This window comes from Variimorphobacter sp. HTMS_6, from assembly GCF_059717775.1.
In genome coordinates this window covers 2,063,555-2,082,700 of record NZ_AP046094.1, presented here as the reverse complement: position 1 = coordinate 2,082,700, position 19,146 = coordinate 2,063,555, and the positions used below count along the sequence as shown (strand labels likewise).

Sequence of the window (19,146 nt, the reverse complement as noted above, 5' to 3'; positions counted from 1 at the left end):
CTTAAAAGTTATAAAGTCAACAACCGGCAACGATTGCCTGGCTTTATACTCCTGTATGGAAAGCAAGACCTTTAGCATAGCTCAGTTTTGGGTTATGTTAAAGGTCTTTTCTTATTTTATGGCGTAATAGGTAGCATTAGTTTGTTGTGAATAAAAAAGTGGAGGATGAATTATGTCAACAAAGAAAGCGTTGTTCCGAGCATTGATTTGGATTGGATTGGCACTATGTTTTAACATTGGTATTTTAATGGTACAAGGGGAAGCAAATGCTCTTCAATTTTTGGGAGGATATATGATTGAACTAAGTTTAAGCATTGATAACCTCTTTTTGTTCATTATGGTGTTTACAGCTTTTGGAATAAAATCGGAATATCAACGGAGAGTACTGAATTATGGTATATTTGGTGCGATGATTTTGAGATTAATCTTCGTAATGCTCGGTGTTACCATAGTAAATATGTTCCACTGGATCTTATACATATTTGGTGCAATCTTAATTATCAGCGGTTTGAGAATGATGCTAAAAAAAGAGGAGCATGGTAATTTAAAGGATAGCAAAGTGCTAAAGCTACTTGGTAAGATTATTCCTGTTTCCGATCAATTGGAGGGAGAAAAATTCTTTCTTCGTGAGAAAGGCAAGTTAGTTGCAACTCCGTTATTTGCTATCTTAATATTGATTGAGTTTACAGATATTTTGTTTGCGATAGATTCAATACCTGCGATATTTTCAATAACAACGAATACATTTATTGTTTATACTTCTAATATTTTTGCGATTATGGGACTGAGAAGCTTATATTTCTTATTAGGAAGCTTACACGAGAAGTTTGCTTATGTAAAATACGGTGTTGCATTAATTCTAACCTTTACGGGTGTAAAACTATTAATCCTGTTTTTCCATATTGAAATATCGATTATTGCTTCACTTGCGATTATCTTTACAATTCTGGTCGGCAGTATTTTATTATCAATTTTCTTTACGCGCAAGAAGAAGTTAGCGTAAAACTTGAAATTTGTAGGATTTTAAGTTCTGATTAGTAAATGGCTATTACAAAATAATAATTATATGAAAGAATCGAGTTATATAACTTTATTCTGAGATGTAATTATTATTTTTTTGTCCGTTTTTGTTTTCCAATATCAGTAATGATTTAACAATTTCATAACAAATTCAACTGGTAAATATTACACTTTTAGTTAAAAGTAAGCCAAAATGAAAGAAAATGCTTGATATTTTAAATTTATATGGTATAATTATTACAAGGTTGTTAACTAAATGTTAAAAACTTAAAGAATTTGTTTTAAAAAATTAATAGTCTTTGTTATATTTATATAGCTGACTATCTTAAGGAGTGTAACATGAAACTTAGAAAAATTCTCTTGTGTATGTTTATCAGCATATTAGTATTTAGCCTTACGAATGAATCTGCATTTGCGGCTACAACTTCTAAAACTTCACAGGAAAAAGCAACTAAGACAACAAAAGTTGCAAAGACTACGAAAGCAGCATCCAAAACTACCAAATCAACAGCAAAGAAAACTGTCAAATATACAGCAGCAGATTTAAGATTAATGTCAACCATTATATACTGTGAAGCAGGTTCGGAATCATATAACGGAAAATTAGCAGTTGGTATTGTAATTATGAACAGAGTAAGATCAAAGCGTTATCCGAATTCAGTTAAAAGTGTTATTTATCAGAAAAGCCAGTTCAGCCCTGTAAGAAGCGGGTCATTAAAGAAAGCGTTGGCAGATTATGATAAGGGTGGTTTTACATCAGCGAAGGAAAAGGATTGTATTAAGGCAGCGAAAGCAGCATTAAATGGTCAGAAATATATCACCGTGAATGGTAAGAAGAAAGACTTTAGTAAATATCATTCATTCAGTAATAAAATCAAAGGTTATACCTTTAAGCTTGGTCATCATCAGTTTAAATAAGAATAGATATATGAATGATAAAAAAGGGCTGTTGCAAAATTATTATTTTCTTTTGCAACAGCCCTTTTGTGTACTATTTTAGCGAATCAGTTCATCCAATCTGCGCATATATTGTTCTTGAGATTGGGCATCCATTTGTTCCGGTTTATTATTCAATAATTTCTCTAAGAATATTTGACTTACCGGAAGATAAGTGCTCAATCGGTTAAGATAGTTTTGAGAAAAGAATTCTTTGCTACCGATAACGGAGGAAAGGATCAACAGATAACTACTTGATAACACAAACTCTTTAAAGGCAATATTATCCGGTTGGTAATCCTTTGTTATGTGATGTAGAAAATGTAATATTTTATTTACTAGCTTTTCAACTTCATTACTTGTGGTATCGTAGGTAAGAAGCGTACTGTGTCCCTTTGAGGAATCTTCCTTAATATCTTGAAGGTCATCGGCCAGTTGAAGGAAAAATCCAAATCCAAGATAAAAGAGAATGTCTTTTTCGGTTAATTCTTTCTTAACAAAGTATCGATCAATTAAAACTGAGATTCCACCTTTATATACGGAGATATCGAGGCGTTCTTCCTTGGTTAACGAAAGATCCCTGTGTTGTTGCTTTAAACTTAATTCCTGTGCATCGAGCATTTGTAATAATAATTCATAGATATCTGAGTAATTATCGCGGGGATATAAGGATTCAATGGCTTTGATTAACTCACAGGTTTTACGGTGATGAGTTGAGGTAGGATTCGTTGGTATTCCTTTTATTTTATCATGGATAAGCTGATTGTAGGCCTTTTTATCCTGAGGGGTGATAGACCTGCTATCTATATAATTATCAGTAAAGGGATAAAGCATACTGTATCCAAAGGCAGCTTTATTAAAGCTGGAGTATTCCTTATGCATGACCTTAAACATAGCATAGACAATATAATTTCTGGCGGCTTGTCCAATATCTTCGAAGGAAAGCTCCGGTGCAAAAGTTCTAACTTCTTGCATAAAATCCATCATCTCTATTTGAAAATTCTGAATGTTTTCCGATGTCATATGCTGATGAACGGAAAAAATCTGTTCTTTATGTAAAAAATCTTGAAACATATTCAATGTTTTACGTTTCCAATACTTTTTTAAGAATGGGAGTGAATGAAAACGCCCAAGCTGTTTTTGAAATCGTTTCAAGTAAGCATCAAGAAATTGCTCATTACATACTTGGGCTTCTTTTGGGATCGAAGTTAAAAAATCAGGAAAACAATCCTCTGACTTCAGCCAATCCTGCTTGATAATCGAGAAATAATAATTTTTATTTGTTCTTAAATGTGATAAATTCATCCTACTCACCCCATACATTGATTTATTAATTATATCAAAGGAAAGAAGTGGTATCAATCAAAATATGTGAATGGCAATATATGGAAAAATATGTAGACATAACACGACCATTGTGTTATTATGCATTTGTGAGAGAAATTACCAAGAAAAGGATAAATTGCTTATGAGGGTTGAGTCAAATAAGGAACATTTTGAAAAATTAGATGTATTATACCCGCATCATAAAACAAGCTTTATCAATTGGGTATTTTTTTGGGGTTGTATCTTCACTTATGTACTTCTAAATTATCAGGTGATGAAGCTATCCCAGAATCAATCAAGATATGATCTATTTATCTTGGGACTTAAGATGCATAAAGATGCATTTACTGGGATCATAGCTCAGGGACAGGTAATTGCAGTGATATTGTTAACACTAAGTCCCATTAAACGCAGTAATCTGGTTGCAGTAATATTATGTGGCTATACCTGCGTAGCTACATTGTTTTCGGTAATCTTTCAAAAAAATATGATTGCTTTACCGGGAAATATACTGGCAGTTACATCAATCGGAATTATATTAATTATATCAGAGTATAAAAACCGATTGAATAAGCAGATTAGAAAAGTTATTGAATATAGTAGAATCGTTCAGAAGAATGAAGAAATGCTACATAAGCTAGCGTATTATGATGATCTGACAGCGATGCCTAATAGAAAAATGATGCTGGATCAAATTGAGTTATTAACAAATAATATTTCATCAATACATAACAGCTTTATTCTTGTTTATTTGGATTTGGATAATTTTAAAAAAATTAATGATTCCATGGGGCACAGCATTGGCGATGAGATTTTGGAACAAGTAGCGGAACGTTGGAAAAGCTGTTGTCATAAGGAAGATCTGCTAGGACGCGTGGGAGGAGATGAATTTGTCATTCTCATAAGGCGTAACATTCAGGGAGCGGAGCTGATGCACTATCTGGATAAATTTCGCAATGTATTGGTGGAACCGTTTTTTGTACATCGTAAAGAGTTTTATATCAGAGCAAGCTTTGGTATTACAAAATATCCCGAAGATGGAATCAATGCGGAGGAGTTATTTCGGAATGCTGATATTGCGTTATCCAAAGTGAAAAACTCAGGAAAGAATGAATTTCGCTTTTACACAAAGGAGATGCAGGAGGAACTGATTAAAAGGGTTAGATTAGAGAATGGTTTGATGACTTCTGTTCGAAATGAAGAATTATATATGGTATTTCAGCCTCAATATATAAGCGGTTCAACGCGGTTAAGAGGCTATGAGGCGCTTGTTCGCTGGAAACACCCCGAGATGGGACTAATCAGCCCCGGAGAATTCATACCCGTGGCCGAAGAGACAGGTTTAATTGTCGAAATCGGGGAATGGATATTGGAAACCGTTCTTCGGAAATTTACAGAATTTAAGTTACGCTTTGATATGACTGCAGTGGTTTCGGTGAATATATCTGTAATTCAACTACTGGAGCCTTCCTTCATTCCCATGATTAAAAGGGTATTGGAGAAAACGGGATTTAACAGCAATAACCTTGAATTAGAAATTACTGAATCCGTATTTATTTCATTTCCGGAACTTGTGATTGATGTAATTCATCAATTAAGGGATTTAGGAATACGTATTGCACTAGATGATTTCGGTACCGGTTATGCCTCTCTGAATTATCTTCAAATGTTACCGATTAATGTATTAAAAATAGACAAGACCTTTATAGACAAGATTGTTGCTCCAAATTCCTTGAATCAGATTGTTGGTTCTATCATCACCCTTTCCCATGAGCTTGGAATTGAAGTGGTAGCAGAAGGAGTTGAGAGGGAGGAGCAGTTGCAATATTTAACGGAGCATGATTGTGATTATATCCAAGGATTTTTGTTAAGTGAACCGATTGAAGAGAAATATATTTTTGAGTTATTAAGAGCTTGATTTAAAAAAGAAATGATGTAATACTATAGTTTGCAATATTTATTCCCCAATTAGAAAATTATTCGGTTACATAGATGGTGCATTTTTCCTTTGTTCCGTCTTCCGTAGCATATAGATAGGCTTTGCCTTTTTGCAATGCCTTTATTACACCTTTGGAATTAATCGAAACAATTTTAGTGTTACTGGTAGACCAAACAGGTGTATTTTTGGAGGATACTGTGGCTGTAATAGTCGTAGTACCTCCTTTTTTTAATTTTATTTCTGTTTTATCTAATGTGATAACGGGAGATAGTACAGTAACCTTACATTCAACCGCAACTTTATCCACGGTTGCAGTAATCGTTGCTGTTCCATGCTTTAGTGCTGTTACTGTTCCTGTTTTACTGATTATCGCAACACTTTTCTTATTCGTTTTCCAGGTGGGAGATATCTTGGATGATACATTTGCGGTCAATTGGAAAGTTTGACCGCGGTAGAGCGATACGGATGTTTTGTTCAGACTTACAGTGGGAGATAGTACGGTGAATTTGCAGACCGCACTAGTACCGTCAGCGGTTGCAACAATCTCAGTAACCCCAGGCTTAAGAGCTGTTACGGTACCATATTCATTCACTGTTGCGACGCTTCTCTTTGTGCTTTTCCAGGTGACATCAGAATTGTTAGAGGTGGTTGCGCTTAATCGAAAAGTCTCACCACGTTCTTTTGATACAGATAAGTAGTTAATAACCACCTTGGTCTTATTCACAGTGATATAACAAGAGGCTTCTGCATCCTTGATTTTAGCAGTAATCCAGACGGAGCCTGCCTTTTTCGCGGTTACGATACCATATGTATTTACAGAAGCAATTTTTGAACTACTGCTTTTCCAGGTGGGTTTCTTTCCGTTCGATGAGATTGCAATAATATTTAGTTGATCTCCGATATCCATCGTTGCATTATATTTGGATAAAAGTACAAAAGAAAATGGGGTGGAAGTGGAAGCGGATGCAGGACGATAACTGATTAAAGTGAAAACTAGAACAAGACTTAAAAAGATTGGAATAAAGATATTCTTGATTTTTCGCATAAATTCCTCCATTCATATGAGAGGAATAAATACCCGGCTTAGCCGTTGCAAACTATAGTATAAAATGAAGAAAACTCCATTTGGTTAAATATACCATAATGTGGGCGATATGTAAATAGTTAACATGTGGGCTGATTAGCCAAATTCTATCCAAATTTATTGTAAACATTTCCTTAATATAGTAAAATAGAAGAAGCTATAATAGATTGATTAATAAGATATTTAAGCTTGAATAAATGGAATCATGTATTGACGATATAAATAATGAGACAAATTTGGTATTTTAAGGTGGAGAGGAAGCTTAGATGAAAAAGATCGGATTAATTATATTCGTATTTGCTTTGGTGTTTATTACGAAACCATTTACTACATATGCAAATACCACGGGGACTACACCGGAGGGAGTTTCATGGGTTGATAACGGAACAGAGGTTTCGATAAGTGGTAATCATGGAACGGCTAAGGAACTTATCATTCCGAATCAAATTAATGGACATCCGGTTACAAGTATTTTAGATTATGCTTTTAGTAGTGACGAAATTACCAGTATAAGCTTACCGGATGGTTTGGTAAGCATAGGAGATAAAGCATTTTACTGGTGCGATAAACTGGAGACAGTAGTAATACCAAATAGTGTAGCAAGTATAGGTGAAAATGCATTTTATAATTGTGGTAAATTAAAAAATATTACACTGCCCGAAAATCTAACTACGATCAATGATTTTACTTTTGCTTCATGTGATTCGTTAGCTAATATTAATATACCGAATACGGTGACCAGTATTGGAAATTATGCATTTAACGGTTGTGCTTTGGTTAGTATTCAGTTACCAAATTCATTAATGAGTATTGGAAATTATGCATTTCATGCTTGCGATATGCTACAGAATGTAACCTTGCCTGGTAGCTTAATCAGTATAGGGTCATTTGCTTTTTCTGGATGTGACAGCTTTACAAGTATTACGATACCAAGCGGAATAACTTCAATGGAGAATAATTTATTTGAAAACTGTGATAAATTAAATGAGATTATTATACCAAATAGCGTCACCAATATTGGTTCATATGTATTTTGGGGCTGTGATTCCTTAATGAGTATTTATATTCCTGATAGTGTAACAAGTATTGGGGATAGTGCCTTTGGAAATTGTTATAATTTAACAAGTATCACCATACCAAATCTTGTGACTCAAATTAGTTCGGGAATGTTTAAAAACTGTACTAGATTAACAAGTATTAAAATGCCAAGTGGAATAACAAGAATTGGGGTAGGAGCATTTGAATATTGTAGTGCGTTAGAAAAGTTTAGTATTCCTAATGGTATTAGTAGTATTGAAGATTCTACATTTTACGGATGTGCTAAATTAAAAAATATCATTATTCCGGATAGTGTTACTAAAATTGGAAAATCGGCATTTGATAGTTGTATTACTTTAACTGAATTAATACTGCCTGATAATTTAATAAGTATAGGCGGCTCTGCTTTTGAAAGCAGCGGAATACTCAGTATAGAATTACCCGATAGTGTAAAAGAAATTGGTGTTCGTGCATTTGCAAATTGCAATGGAATAACCAATTTCAACATACCTAATAAAGTAACGATGATTAGTGAAGAGATGTTTAAAGACTGTTCTAAATTAAATAATGTAAATATACCAATCGGTGTTAGTGGAATTGGAGAAGGTGCATTTAAAAACTGTAAATCATTAAAAAATTTAGAAATGCCAGATGGATTGATCCGAATAGGAGAAAGTGCATTTGAGGAATGCTTATCATTCACTGATATTAATTTACCGGATAGTGTTATGTACATTGATGACAAAGCTTTTTATAATTGTGGAAATCTTTTTAGTATAAAACTATCCGATCAGCTTTCAGCAATAGGAAAGGATGCTTTTGATTCATGCGTTCTTCTTAAAAAAATCGAATTGCCCAATAATGTTACTAGTATAGGTGATTATTGTTTTTATAATTGTAAGAATTTAATGAGTATAAAATTTTCAAATACTCTCAGTGTAATCGGAGACCGAGCTTTTTCAGGGTGTATTATGTTGACAAAAATTAGTATTCCAAATAGTGTTGATTATATAGGATTTGGTTCCTTTGAAGAGTGCAGTGGATTAACGGATATCAATATTGCATATGGGGTGACATATATTGATATGTATGCATTTTCAAAATGTACCTCGTTAACTGAAATAAGTATACCAAGCAGTATAGACTATATAGAGAAATCAACATTTTCCGGTTGCACTTCTTTGAGAAAAGTGAACTTACCAAATACTATATTGTATATTGATCGCTATGCTTTTAACGGCTGTATTTCTTTAGCCGATATAGTTATTCCAGATAGTGTATTATGGATTGATGAGTATGTGTTTTCAGGATGTACATCACTTACAAAAATTAATATTCCAAGAAGTGTAGAATATATCGAGAATAATGCATTCGATGGATGCAATTTATTAACAAAAATAGGGGTAGATCCAAATAATGTTTCATATTGTTCGGATGATTATGGAGTATTGTTAAGCAAGGATAAAACAGAACTAGTGACTTTTCCTCCAGGTAGTATGCTTGTGGAGTACAATATACCTGATGGGGTGCAGTATATTTGGGACAGTGCATTTTATAATAATAAATTCCTGACAGCCATTAAAATACCAAATTCAGTTTCTGTCATAGATGATTATGCGTTTTTTGGCTGCAAATCCTTAAAAGATATAACGGTTCCTGGAAGCGTATCAATGATAGGATATAGAGTGTTTGCAGAGTGTAGAGCGTTGAATAGTGTGATTATTATGAAGGGTGTTACATCTATAGATGTATGTGCATTTTTAAATTGTGAATCGCTAAAGAGTGTTTACATACCGAACAGTGTGACTTATATAAGTAATTCCGCATTTTATAATGTTTCTAAATCATTTATTATATATGGTGATCAAAACTCTGTTGCTCAAGCACATGCGAAAAATAATAATTATGCATTCCAGCTTATAGCTAATCAAATTGATTGGAAAGCGTTGCCTACTAAAAATCAATACCTACAAGGTCAGCCACTCGATCTTACCGGAGGAAAGATTGCTGCTATATACAGCGACTTATCTACTAAGGATATTGACATTACCCCTGATATGATAAGTGGTTATAATGTAAATCAAATTGGAGATCAAACAGTAACATTAACCTATCAAAGGCTGGCATTAACATTCCGTGTGACCGTTATAGCCCCTTCAGTAACCAATATTACAGTTAAGTCAAAACCGAGTAAAATAAATTATCTTCAAGGTGAAGCATTAAATCTAGCAGGAGCAATATTAACAGTTGAATATAATAATGGAGTGAAAAAAGAGATTGCGATTACCTCGTCAATGGTTACAGGTTATAATTCTGACGTAATTGGAAGTCAGAAGCTGTTGGTGACTTATCAAGGGAAGACTACTTTGCTTCCGGTTACAGTCTTAACCCCGTCTGTGATCGGAATAAAGATAAAGAGTAACCCGGTTAAAACCAAGTACCTTCAGGGGGAAGGAATAAGTCCTACAGGAGGAGTGCTTGTTGTTTCTTATAATAACAATACAACGAAGGAGATAGGTGTTACCGGTATCATGCTCTCCAAATATGATTCGAACAAAATAGGAACTCAGACAGTAGCTGTGACTTATAATGGGAAAACTACAGGTTTTCAAGTGACGGTTATTGCACCATCAGAAACTGGTATCGTAATCAAAAAGCTACCGACTAAAATAAGATATGTATATGGTGAAAATCTGAATTTGAATGGGGCTTTGATTACAATATCCTATAATAATGGAACCAAGAAGGACATTGCGATTACAGCAAACATGGTAAGCGGCTATAGTTCAAAATTGATTGGTGCTCAGAGTCTGTTAGTGACATACCGAGGGAAAACCACAAGGCTTCAAATAACCATGACGAAGGCAAATCAAAGTGAATTAAAAATTAGTAAACTGCCAAGAGATATCTATAATGGAAAATCATTTAATCTAGGTGTATATGGTGGAAATGGGTCAGGAAAGATAAGCTACCAATCAAGTAATTCAGGGGTCGCTACGGTGGATGCTTTGGGTAAGGTGACCGCAAAAGGCTATGGCACCTTTAAGATAATTATTACAAAAAACGGCGATAGCTGCTACAATAGTAAAACCCTAAGCATACAATTTAATGTGGACCGGTACTTGGTTAAATTCAATAAAAATGGCGGTTCCGGAACGATGAAGGATCAAACCTTATTAAGAAATAAGAGTCAGAACCTGAATGGATCCGTGTTTACAAGGGTTGATTACACTTTCCTTGGCTGGGCAACGTCACCAAAGGGGAAAGTAGTGTACAAAAATAAGCAGCCAGTAAAAAATCTGGCTTCGAATACTACTTTGTATGCTGTGTGGTACAAGAATCCTAATGCACCGGATGTGGTGAGTGTGAAAGGTAAGAAGAATCAGGCAACAATTAGTTGGAAAAAAATAAAAGGACAGTATTATCAAGTAGAAATGTCTACCAATATGGAATTTACGAAAAAAACAATGATAAAAGCATATACGAAGGATTTGTCAAGCATTACAGTAGGTAAATTAAAGTCTAAAACTACATATTACTTTAAAATTACAACTTATAAGATAGTAAGTGGCGTCAAGGTTTATAGTGATTATGCGATTGTGTGGTGTAAGGTAAAATAACATTCATCAATATAAAATCAAACGTGTAAGAGTAATGGTTGAATGAAAAAGCGATATATTGTTTGATGGATTTCTAAAAGTATAAGAGCTGACGCTCAAAGGATATCTTGATTGAAACAATACATAGATTTGTATCAATGTATTGTTTCAAAAAGAAATCCTATGAGCACCAGCTCTTACTTTTTCAATAGTTCCTTTTATTGTAAAGTGATAAAGATATTGCACACTCTGTACGAAACGTATTTATACATAATATATTTATCTGCCTACGTCAGAACAAAATCCTATATATACTACATATAATATCTCTTGCAAACTTTTTTATCTACTCAGGTGCGTAACAACTTCTTCAAATTTCATTCCGTGGGAGGCTTTCACAAGGATTGTATCATCAATCTTAAGTATATCATCCAGGTGATTTATCATATCGTCTCTGGTTTCAAAGTACTCAATCTCACAATGGGAGGAAAAATTCTTCGCAACTTCCAATGCACCTTGATACATGTTGTGGGAAAGAGCACCGATACAGAGGAGTACATCAACCTTATCGCTTGCATAAGCGCCAACCTCAGAATGAAGCTCCTGTTCTTTTTCACCAAGCTCGAACATATCTCCGAGTATCGCAACCTTTCGGGTGTCAGCCTTGCCTAGTAAGTCGATTGCTGCTTTCATTGAGACTGGATTAGCATTATAGCAATCATCAATGATAGTTAGGTGATCCTTCTTTATGATATTGCTTCTGCCACCTACCGGCTTCACTTCTTGTATCCCCGCGGTGATTTCTTCTGTCGTCATATGGAGAAGAGTGCCGACAGAGGTTGCAGCCAGTGTATTCAGAATCATATGTTCACCGGGCAGGGGTACATCGGTATGTAATATCTGATTTGGTGTAGTCTGATCTGAATTGCTATCCTTATAATCGATGTGAATGGAGCAGGTGCTACCGAACAAGCCGTGTGTTGTAATATCTGTTGCATACACGTCGTTGCCGGGATGTAGTCCGAATTTAATCGGTTTTTTCCCTTTGACCTCTTGAATCGTAAGCAGCATATCATCATCACCATTAATACATACATTACCATTCTCATTCATGAAATCAAATATTTCACTTTTTGCTTTTAAAATACCTTCTCTGGAACCGAGATTTTCAAGGTGACATTGTCCGATGTTTGTTAATACGCAGATATCAGGTTTTGCAATTTTACTTAAGCGGTGCATTTCACCAAAATCACTGATTCCCATCTCAAGTACAGCTACCTCATGATAATCTTGAATTCTTAATATGGTTAACGGAAGGCCGATTTCATTATTAAAATTTCCCTCAGTCTTTAATATCTGATATTTTTGCTCCAGAACACTGCTGATAAATTCCTTCGTGGTTGTCTTACCTACACTTCCGGTAATACCAACCACTTTGATATCAAGCTGGGAGCGATACCAGGTGGCAATTTGCTTTAGTGCGTCAAAGCTGTTCTCAACCAAGATACAGGGACCCTTCGAATCTTCTGGAATCTTTTCACAGATGGTTGCAAGAGCTCCAAGATCAAACGAAGTATTTATATAATTATGGCCGTCCACACGTTCTCCGACGGTAGCGATGAATAGGAAATCCTTTTCAACTTTACGCGAATCTACTACGGCGCCATTAATCTCTTTATTTGCGTCATAATCGCCGAAAATCTGTCCGTTACAAGCATTGGCGATATGCTTCAGAGTCATATTCTTCATTCTGTTCTCCATTCTTTTTTCATTAACCCATTATTTTATTCTTAGGTATGTTTATCTATCGAATACAGAGCAATAACGTTACCAAAAGGTGACTGCTTCGTAGTATTATTTGTATTTCTTTAAGGATACTTCAATGATTTTTTCACATAGAGTTAAAAAGTCGATCCCTATAGCCTTTGCCTCTTGGGGAAGAAGAGAGGTAGGAGTCATTCCGGGTAGTGTATTTGCCTCTAAGCAGTAAATATCGTTTTGCTCGCTTAACATAAAGTCGACACGTGCATAGGTTTTTAATCTTAATGCATTGAATACATCTTCTGCAATTGACTGCATCTTAAGCGTGATATCTTCGCTTAGTACAGCGGGACAAGTTTCGACAGAGCTACCGGCTTGATATTTGTTTTTATAATCATAAAATCCAACAAGTGGAGCAATTTCAATAATTGGGAGCGCTTTTCCGTCAATTACACCGATTGAGAATTCACGTCCTTTGATATATTGCTCGATGATAACATCATTACCGAAAGTAAAGGCATCAGTAAGTGCCTGATCCATCTCCGCTGATGAGTTTACTATGGACACACCGACACTGGATCCACCGTTACACACTTTAACGACACAGGGGAAGGTGTTCCATTCAAATGCCTCACCTTTATTTACGTGAATTCCGCTTGGTGTGGGGATGTTATAACAGGAGAAGATTTCTTTTGAGATGGCCTTATCCATCGCAAGGGCACTACTCGTATAGTCAGTTCCTGTATACTTAATACCCATCAAATCAAAGGAGGCCTGTATCTTGCCGTCTTCCCCGTTTTCGCCATGTAGAGCAAGAAATACGATATCTGCCATACTGCAGATATCAATTACGCCTTGGCCAAAGAAATTGTTCGGATTACCTTTGCGCAGTGCCTTGATTTCATCAATATCCGGATTGCTTTCCTTTACTCCGCTGATATTTTTTGCCCAATCCTTCTCTATATCAAATACGTTATCGGTATCTCCCTCATAACCAAAGAAAACATCCAATAAAATCACCTGATGACTGGTGTTTTTCATTGCTTTATATATCATTGTTCCCGTTACTAGGGAAACATCTCTCTCAGAACTGGTTCCACCCGCCAATATTACTATTTTCATAACTCAAAACCCTCTCTTTCAATTCCAAATATCAAAAAAATATGTATTCATAAACGTAATTTTGTTTAGTGTGTCATAGGTCACTCACAGTATTAATCATCGTATATGAGTGTAGATATATGCAGATGCAAAAACCGGCCAATTGCGGTTGTCTTATACCGCATGAGGGAAAGGCGAGTCAGATGTATATGTATACTCATATTCATACCTTAATCTAAATCTGTCTTATGACACATAAATCAAACTTTTTATTCTAAAACAGTATAACGCATACAAGAAAACAAGTAAAGGCAATAAAGTGCTTTGAAATTATGAAATTGTGCGAATCAATAATTTATTAAAATAGGTGTAAAATATAACATTAAGCAGATTGGAAAGTAAATTATTCCTTCTGTAATAAAAATCTACTAGATGAACATGCTATATTTATAACCTTTATTGCACTAACTATGTGCAATCATTCATTATGGATTTGATGATAAAAATGAATGAAAATTAACTATTCGTGCGGCTATCCGCAAATAAATATGGGAGGGATTTTATATGAAGAAGATCATATCAATTATGTTGGTACTAACTTTAGTCAGTGCTTTATTCGCAGGGTGTGGTGCTAAACAAAACTCTGAAATCGCACTTATTACCGATAAGGGTAATATCGATGACAAATCCTTTAATCAGGGTTCATGGGAAGGTCTTGATAAATTTGCAAAAGACAATAAAATTTCCCATAAATATTTTAAACCTGAGGAAGCAAATGATGCGGGATATCTAGCGGCTATTGATTCTGCCGTTACAGCGGGAGCAAAGGTTGTAGTAACACCCGGGTTCTTATTTGAAGTACCTGTTTATCAGGCACAGACGAAGTATCCGAATGTTAAGTTTATCCTTCTTGATGGTGCGCCTCATACAGCAGATTACAAGACATTCAAAACAGAATCCAATGTAGCTAGCGTTATGTATGCGGAGGAACAGTCCGGTTACCTTGCAGGTTATGCAATTGTAAAGGATGGCTATACAAAATTAGGTTTTATGGGTGGTATGGCAGTACCGGCGGTGCAAGCTTATGGTTACGGGTTCCTACAGGGAGCTGAAGCTGCAGCGAAGGAACTAGGGTTAGGGGATGGCGCGGTATCTGTTATCTATCATTATACGGGTAACTTTGAAGAAAATGATACGAATAAAGCATTTGCTAAGACGATGTATCAGGAAGGTTCTCAGGTAATTTTTGCCTGCGGAGGATCTGTTGGAAAGAGCGTTATGGCAGCAGCAAAAGAATCAGGCACTAAGGTGATCGGTGTAGACGTTGACCAAAGATACGACAGTGATACCGTTGTTACATCTGCGATGAAGGGACTGGGTGCTTCTGTTATCTCTGTTCTTGAATCAATATATAAAAATAATTCGTGGAACACCTATGCAGGTAAAACTACTATATTCAATGCATCAAATAATGGTGTCAGTCTTCCTACGGAAGTTATCGGTGAAGCAAAGGGAAATGCTTTCGACCGATTTAAGACATTTGACAAGGCTGCTTATGACGCAGTATATGCTACTCTTGCCAATGGCTCGGCAAAACCTGTCAGAGAGATAAAAATCAAAGACGCAAGTGGCGTTGCTACTTCAGATGAGCTTAAGAACGGGCTAGGTCTAGTAAAGGTTACTGTTCAGGCACGATGATCGTAATGAAGGGTTATAAATGAAACAATGAGTGAGGTAATTATGGAAAATTATATTATAGAGATGCTTCACATTACAAAAGAATTTGGTGGGTTTAAAGCAAATGATGATATAACCCTTCAATTACGCAAAGGAGAAATTCATGCTCTTCTGGGAGAAAACGGCGCCGGAAAATCAACCCTAATGAGTGTTTTGTTCGGGCTATATCAGGCGGAACAGGGTGAGATTAGGAAGAATGGTGAAAAGGTAGCAATTAATAATCCAAACGATGCAAATCGTTTAGGAATCGGCATGGTTCATCAACACTTTAAACTGGTAGAGATTTTTACAGTACTGGAGAACATTATTCTTGGTGTTGAGCCGAATAAAATGGGATTTTTACAGAAGCAGGAAGCGCGTAAAAAAGTGATCCAGCTCAGCAAGCAATATGGATTACAAGTTGATCCGGATGCGGTGATTGAGAATATCTCAGTCGGAATGCAGCAACGAGTTGAAATATTAAAGATGCTTTACCGTGAAAATGAAATTCTTATATTTGATGAACCAACAGCGGTTTTAACACCGCAGGAAATCGAGGATTTAATTGGAATTATGCGTGGTTTTGCCAAGGAAGGAAAATCCATCTTGTTCATAACTCATAAACTAAACGAGATTATGGCTGTGGCAGATCGCTGTACGGTATTGAGGAAGGGTCAGTATATTGGCACTGTTGATATAAAGAACACATCGAAGGAAGAGTTGTCAAAAATGATGGTTGGACGCGATGTCAGCTTTCGTGTTGATAAAACTGAGCCTAGGATAGGGGAAGAAGTGTTATCTGTAAAAGAGATAACGATGACCTCGAAAATTAGTAAGAAAAATGCAGTAAAGGATGTTACCTTTTTCGTAAGAGCAGGGGAGATTGTTTGTCTTGCCGGCATTGAGGGTAATGGTCAATCAGAAGTAATTGCTGCTATTACAGGTCTTGAGAAGGTGAAGTATGGGTCGATATCCTTGGCGGGTACGGATATTACGAAATTGCCGATTAGGGAGAGGTCGAAGCTTGGTGTGAGCCATATACCGGAGGACAGGCATAAGCATGGTTTAGTTCTTGATTACACGCTGGAAGAAAATATCGTTTTACAAAGGTATTGGCAGCCGAGGTTTCAAAAAGCAGGATTTATAAATAATAGAGAAGTTAGAACTTATGCGGAAGGATTAATCAAACAATATGATGTAAGAAGTGGGCATGGTCCGGTATCCATAGCCAGAGGAATGTCAGGTGGTAATCAACAGAAGGCTATTATAGCTAGGGAGATTGACAAGGAGCATAAACTACTAATCGCGGTACAACCGACCAGAGGACTTGATGTAGGAGCGATAGAATTTATTCATAAACAACTGATTGAAACCAGAAATCAAGGCAAAGCAGTACTTTTAATGTCCTTTGAACTGGAGGAGGTCATGAATGTCAGTGATCGTATCCTTGTTATGTATGAAGGGGAAATCGTCGGTGAGCTAAATCCGAAGGAAACTACAATACAAGAACTGGGGCTATATATGTCCGGTGCAAAAAGAAATGTAAAGGAGAATTCATATGCGAAATAATATAATTTCTCCAAAACTGAAAACACAAACGGATACGCTGTTGAAAAGTAAAGGAGTGGCGGCAATATCAGCAGCTTTATTGGCGATCGCACTTGGTCTTATCTTTGGTTTTTTTGTTATGCTATTTGCAAGCCCGGCGAATTCATTCTATGGATTTACTACAATGTTATTCGGAGGATTTGGACGGTTGGGAGATGTGTTTTATTATGCCACACCAATCCTGATGACAGGTTTATCCGTTGGATTTGCATTTAAAATGGGGTTATTTAATATTGGTGCTTCCGGTCAGTATACGTTTGGTATGTTCTTTGCGCTATATGCTGGTTTTATGTGGAAGATGCCCGCCGGAATTCATTGGCTTGTATGTATTCTTGCAGGAATGCTCGGTGGAATGTTATGGGGGTTTATCCCTGGATTATTAAAAGCAACCTTAAACGTTCATGAAGTAATTACTTCAATTATGTTTAACTATATTGGTATGTATCTGGTGGATATGTTTGTTATCAATAATCCAAAGATGTATGTTCCGAATATGACAAGAACCGCATATTTACCTTCATCTGCTCAGATTCCTTCACTTGGCGTCACAAATTCAAATGTGAATCTTGGGATAATTTTTGCGATAGCATTCGCGATCATCTTATTTGTTGTATTGAATAAGACGACCTTTGGTTATGAACTCAAAGCCACCGGTTTTAATAAGCATGCTAGTAAATATGCAGGTATGAATGATACGAAGAATACTATATTGACGATGATCATAGCGGGAGGACTAGCCGGTCTTGGCGGTGCCTTCGCAATATTGGCGCCCTCTGCGATAGCAGGTAGCAGTATGACCTATGAGCCGGTTAATATCATCGCAGCGAACGGTTTTAACGGTATTGCGGTAGCATTATTAGGTAGCTCCAATCCGATTGGTATCATCTTCTCCGCATTATTTATCTCTCATATTCAACGTGGTGGAACATTGGTTAGTGTCTTCTATGGCTATAAACCGGAAATCATAGACGTTGTTATTGCTGTAATTATATATTTCTCAGCCTTTGCTATGTTGATGAGAGTAAGGAGGCAAAAACGATGAATACGATTATCTACTTAATTCAGAATATGCTACCTGTTGCTGTTCCTTTACTTTTGGTTGCACTTGGAGGTATGTTTAGCGAACGCAGCGGGGTTGTAAATATCGCACTGGAAGGTATTATGTTATTTGGAGCGTTCTTTGGTTGTATTACCGTGCATTTTATCGAGGGAGCATCATTAAATCCTCAGCTTATCTTATTAATCAGTATGTTGGTAGCTGCCATAGCAGGTATATGTTATTCTATGCTTTTGTCGTTCGCAGCCGTTAATATGAAAGCGGATCAAACCATTACAGGTACAGCACTAAATATGTTTGTTCCAGCAGTAGTCCTATTGTTTTGTAAAATGAAATTTAACAGTGATGGTATTACAAATAACGTTAATTTTTATATTAAAGAGGTACCGGGTTTGAGTGAAATACCGATTATTGGACCACTGTTTTTTGAAAAGACATATATTACGGTATATATTGGATTACTATTCTTAATCATAGCTGTTATCTTGTTTTATAAAACGAGGTTTGGATTAAGGTTACGTTCCTGTGGGGAGCATCCCCATGCAGCGGATTCGGTTGGCATTAATGTATATCTGATGAGACACAGCGGTGTCGGAATATCCGGTTTATTAGGTGGTATCGGCGGATTCTTTTATTCGGTTGGGATTATGGATGGTAATGTTAACGGCCATACCGGCGTAGCAGGTTTCGGCTTCCTTGCGTTAGCTGTCATGATTTTTGGACAATGGAAACCGCTTCAAATTCTTTTTGCCGCATTATTCTTTGCGTTCCTTAGAACACTTGCTTACTCGGTGGCATTAATCCCTTACCTAAATAATCTAGGGATTAATCAGACCTACTATAAGATGCTTCCCTATGTGGCTACGATGTTGGTCTTAATCTTTACATCGAAAAGATCTCGTGCTCCAAAGGCGGAAGGGATTCCTTATGATAAGGGCAAACGTTAGTAGATTAACAATCA

12 protein-coding genes are annotated in these 19,146 nt (G+C 36.2%); 8 read left to right on the top strand and 4 right to left on the bottom strand.

Annotated features, from left to right (window positions below):
- The first annotated feature begins 172 nt into the window (after positions 1–172).
- Both AC6IWN_RS09380 and AC6IWN_RS09375 read left to right on the top strand, forming a co-directional pair.
- Positions 173–1,003 (top strand): TerC/Alx family metal homeostasis membrane protein, encoded by an 831-nt coding sequence (locus AC6IWN_RS09380; RefSeq protein WP_497992118.1) that lies wholly within the window; start codon positions 173–175, stop codon positions 1,001–1,003.
- Between the two features lie 356 nt (positions 1,004–1,359).
- Positions 1,360–1,938, top strand: a complete 579-nt coding sequence (locus tag AC6IWN_RS09375) for a cell wall hydrolase (protein WP_497992117.1) — start codon at positions 1,360–1,362, stop codon at positions 1,936–1,938.
- Positions 1,939–2,016: 78 nt separating this feature from the next.
- Here the strand turns inward: AC6IWN_RS09375 and AC6IWN_RS09370 are convergent, their stop codons facing one another.
- Positions 2,017–3,261, bottom strand: coding sequence for a hypothetical protein (locus tag AC6IWN_RS09370; protein WP_497992116.1), 1,245 nt, complete (start codon positions 3,259–3,261; stop codon positions 2,017–2,019).
- A 163-nt stretch (positions 3,262–3,424) separates the two neighbouring features.
- Between AC6IWN_RS09370 and AC6IWN_RS09365 the strand changes: the two genes are divergently transcribed.
- Complete coding sequence (locus tag AC6IWN_RS09365) at positions 3,425–5,200, top strand: putative bifunctional diguanylate cyclase/phosphodiesterase (protein ID WP_497992115.1); 1,776 nt, start codon at positions 3,425–3,427, stop codon at positions 5,198–5,200.
- A 58-nt stretch (positions 5,201–5,258) separates the two neighbouring features.
- Here AC6IWN_RS09365 and AC6IWN_RS09360 read toward each other — a convergent pair whose 3' ends face one another.
- On the bottom strand, positions 5,259–6,266 hold the full coding sequence (locus tag AC6IWN_RS09360; RefSeq protein ID WP_497992114.1) for an Ig-like domain-containing protein: 1,008 nt from the start codon (positions 6,264–6,266) through the stop codon (positions 5,259–5,261).
- A 305-nt stretch (positions 6,267–6,571) separates the two neighbouring features.
- Here AC6IWN_RS09360 and AC6IWN_RS09355 point away from each other — a divergent pair, with 305 nt between their 5' ends.
- The gene (locus AC6IWN_RS09355; RefSeq protein ID WP_497992113.1) at positions 6,572–10,963 is read left to right on the top strand and encodes a leucine-rich repeat protein; all 4,392 of its coding nucleotides are present in this window, start codon (positions 6,572–6,574) and stop codon (positions 10,961–10,963) included.
- A 321-nt stretch (positions 10,964–11,284) separates the two neighbouring features.
- Here the strand turns inward: AC6IWN_RS09355 and AC6IWN_RS09350 are convergent, their stop codons facing one another.
- Together AC6IWN_RS09350 and AC6IWN_RS09345 are read right to left on the bottom strand one after the other, a co-directional pair.
- Entirely contained in the window at positions 11,285–12,691 is a 1,407-nt protein-coding gene (locus AC6IWN_RS09350) for a UDP-N-acetylmuramoyl-tripeptide--D-alanyl-D-alanine ligase (protein ID WP_497992112.1), read from the bottom strand.
- A gap of 105 nt (positions 12,692–12,796) precedes the next feature.
- Positions 12,797–13,825, bottom strand: a complete 1,029-nt coding sequence (locus tag AC6IWN_RS09345) for a D-alanine--D-alanine ligase family protein (RefSeq protein WP_497992111.1) — start codon at positions 13,823–13,825, stop codon at positions 12,797–12,799.
- 543 nt (positions 13,826–14,368) lie between these two features.
- Between AC6IWN_RS09345 and AC6IWN_RS09340 the strand changes: the two genes are divergently transcribed.
- Genes AC6IWN_RS09340 through AC6IWN_RS09325 form a run of 4 tightly spaced genes read left to right on the top strand, consistent with a single transcriptional unit; the run spans position 14,369 to position 19,132 of the window.
- Positions 14,369–15,502 (top strand): BMP family lipoprotein, encoded by a 1,134-nt coding sequence (locus AC6IWN_RS09340; protein ID WP_497992110.1) that lies wholly within the window; start codon positions 14,369–14,371, stop codon positions 15,500–15,502.
- A gap of 42 nt (positions 15,503–15,544) precedes the next feature.
- Positions 15,545–17,089, top strand: a complete 1,545-nt coding sequence (locus AC6IWN_RS09335; RefSeq protein WP_497992109.1) for an ABC transporter ATP-binding protein — start codon at positions 15,545–15,547, stop codon at positions 17,087–17,089.
- Positions 17,079–18,170, top strand: coding sequence for an ABC transporter permease (locus AC6IWN_RS09330; RefSeq protein ID WP_497992108.1), 1,092 nt, complete (start codon positions 17,079–17,081; stop codon positions 18,168–18,170). The genes AC6IWN_RS09335 and AC6IWN_RS09330 overlap by 11 nt, the downstream gene beginning before the upstream one ends.
- The gene (locus AC6IWN_RS09325; RefSeq protein ID WP_497992107.1) at positions 18,167–19,132 is read left to right on the top strand and encodes an ABC transporter permease; all 966 of its coding nucleotides are present in this window, start codon (positions 18,167–18,169) and stop codon (positions 19,130–19,132) included. Before AC6IWN_RS09330 ends, AC6IWN_RS09325 begins: the two co-directional genes overlap by 4 nt.
- Positions 19,133–19,146: the final 14 nt, after the last annotated feature.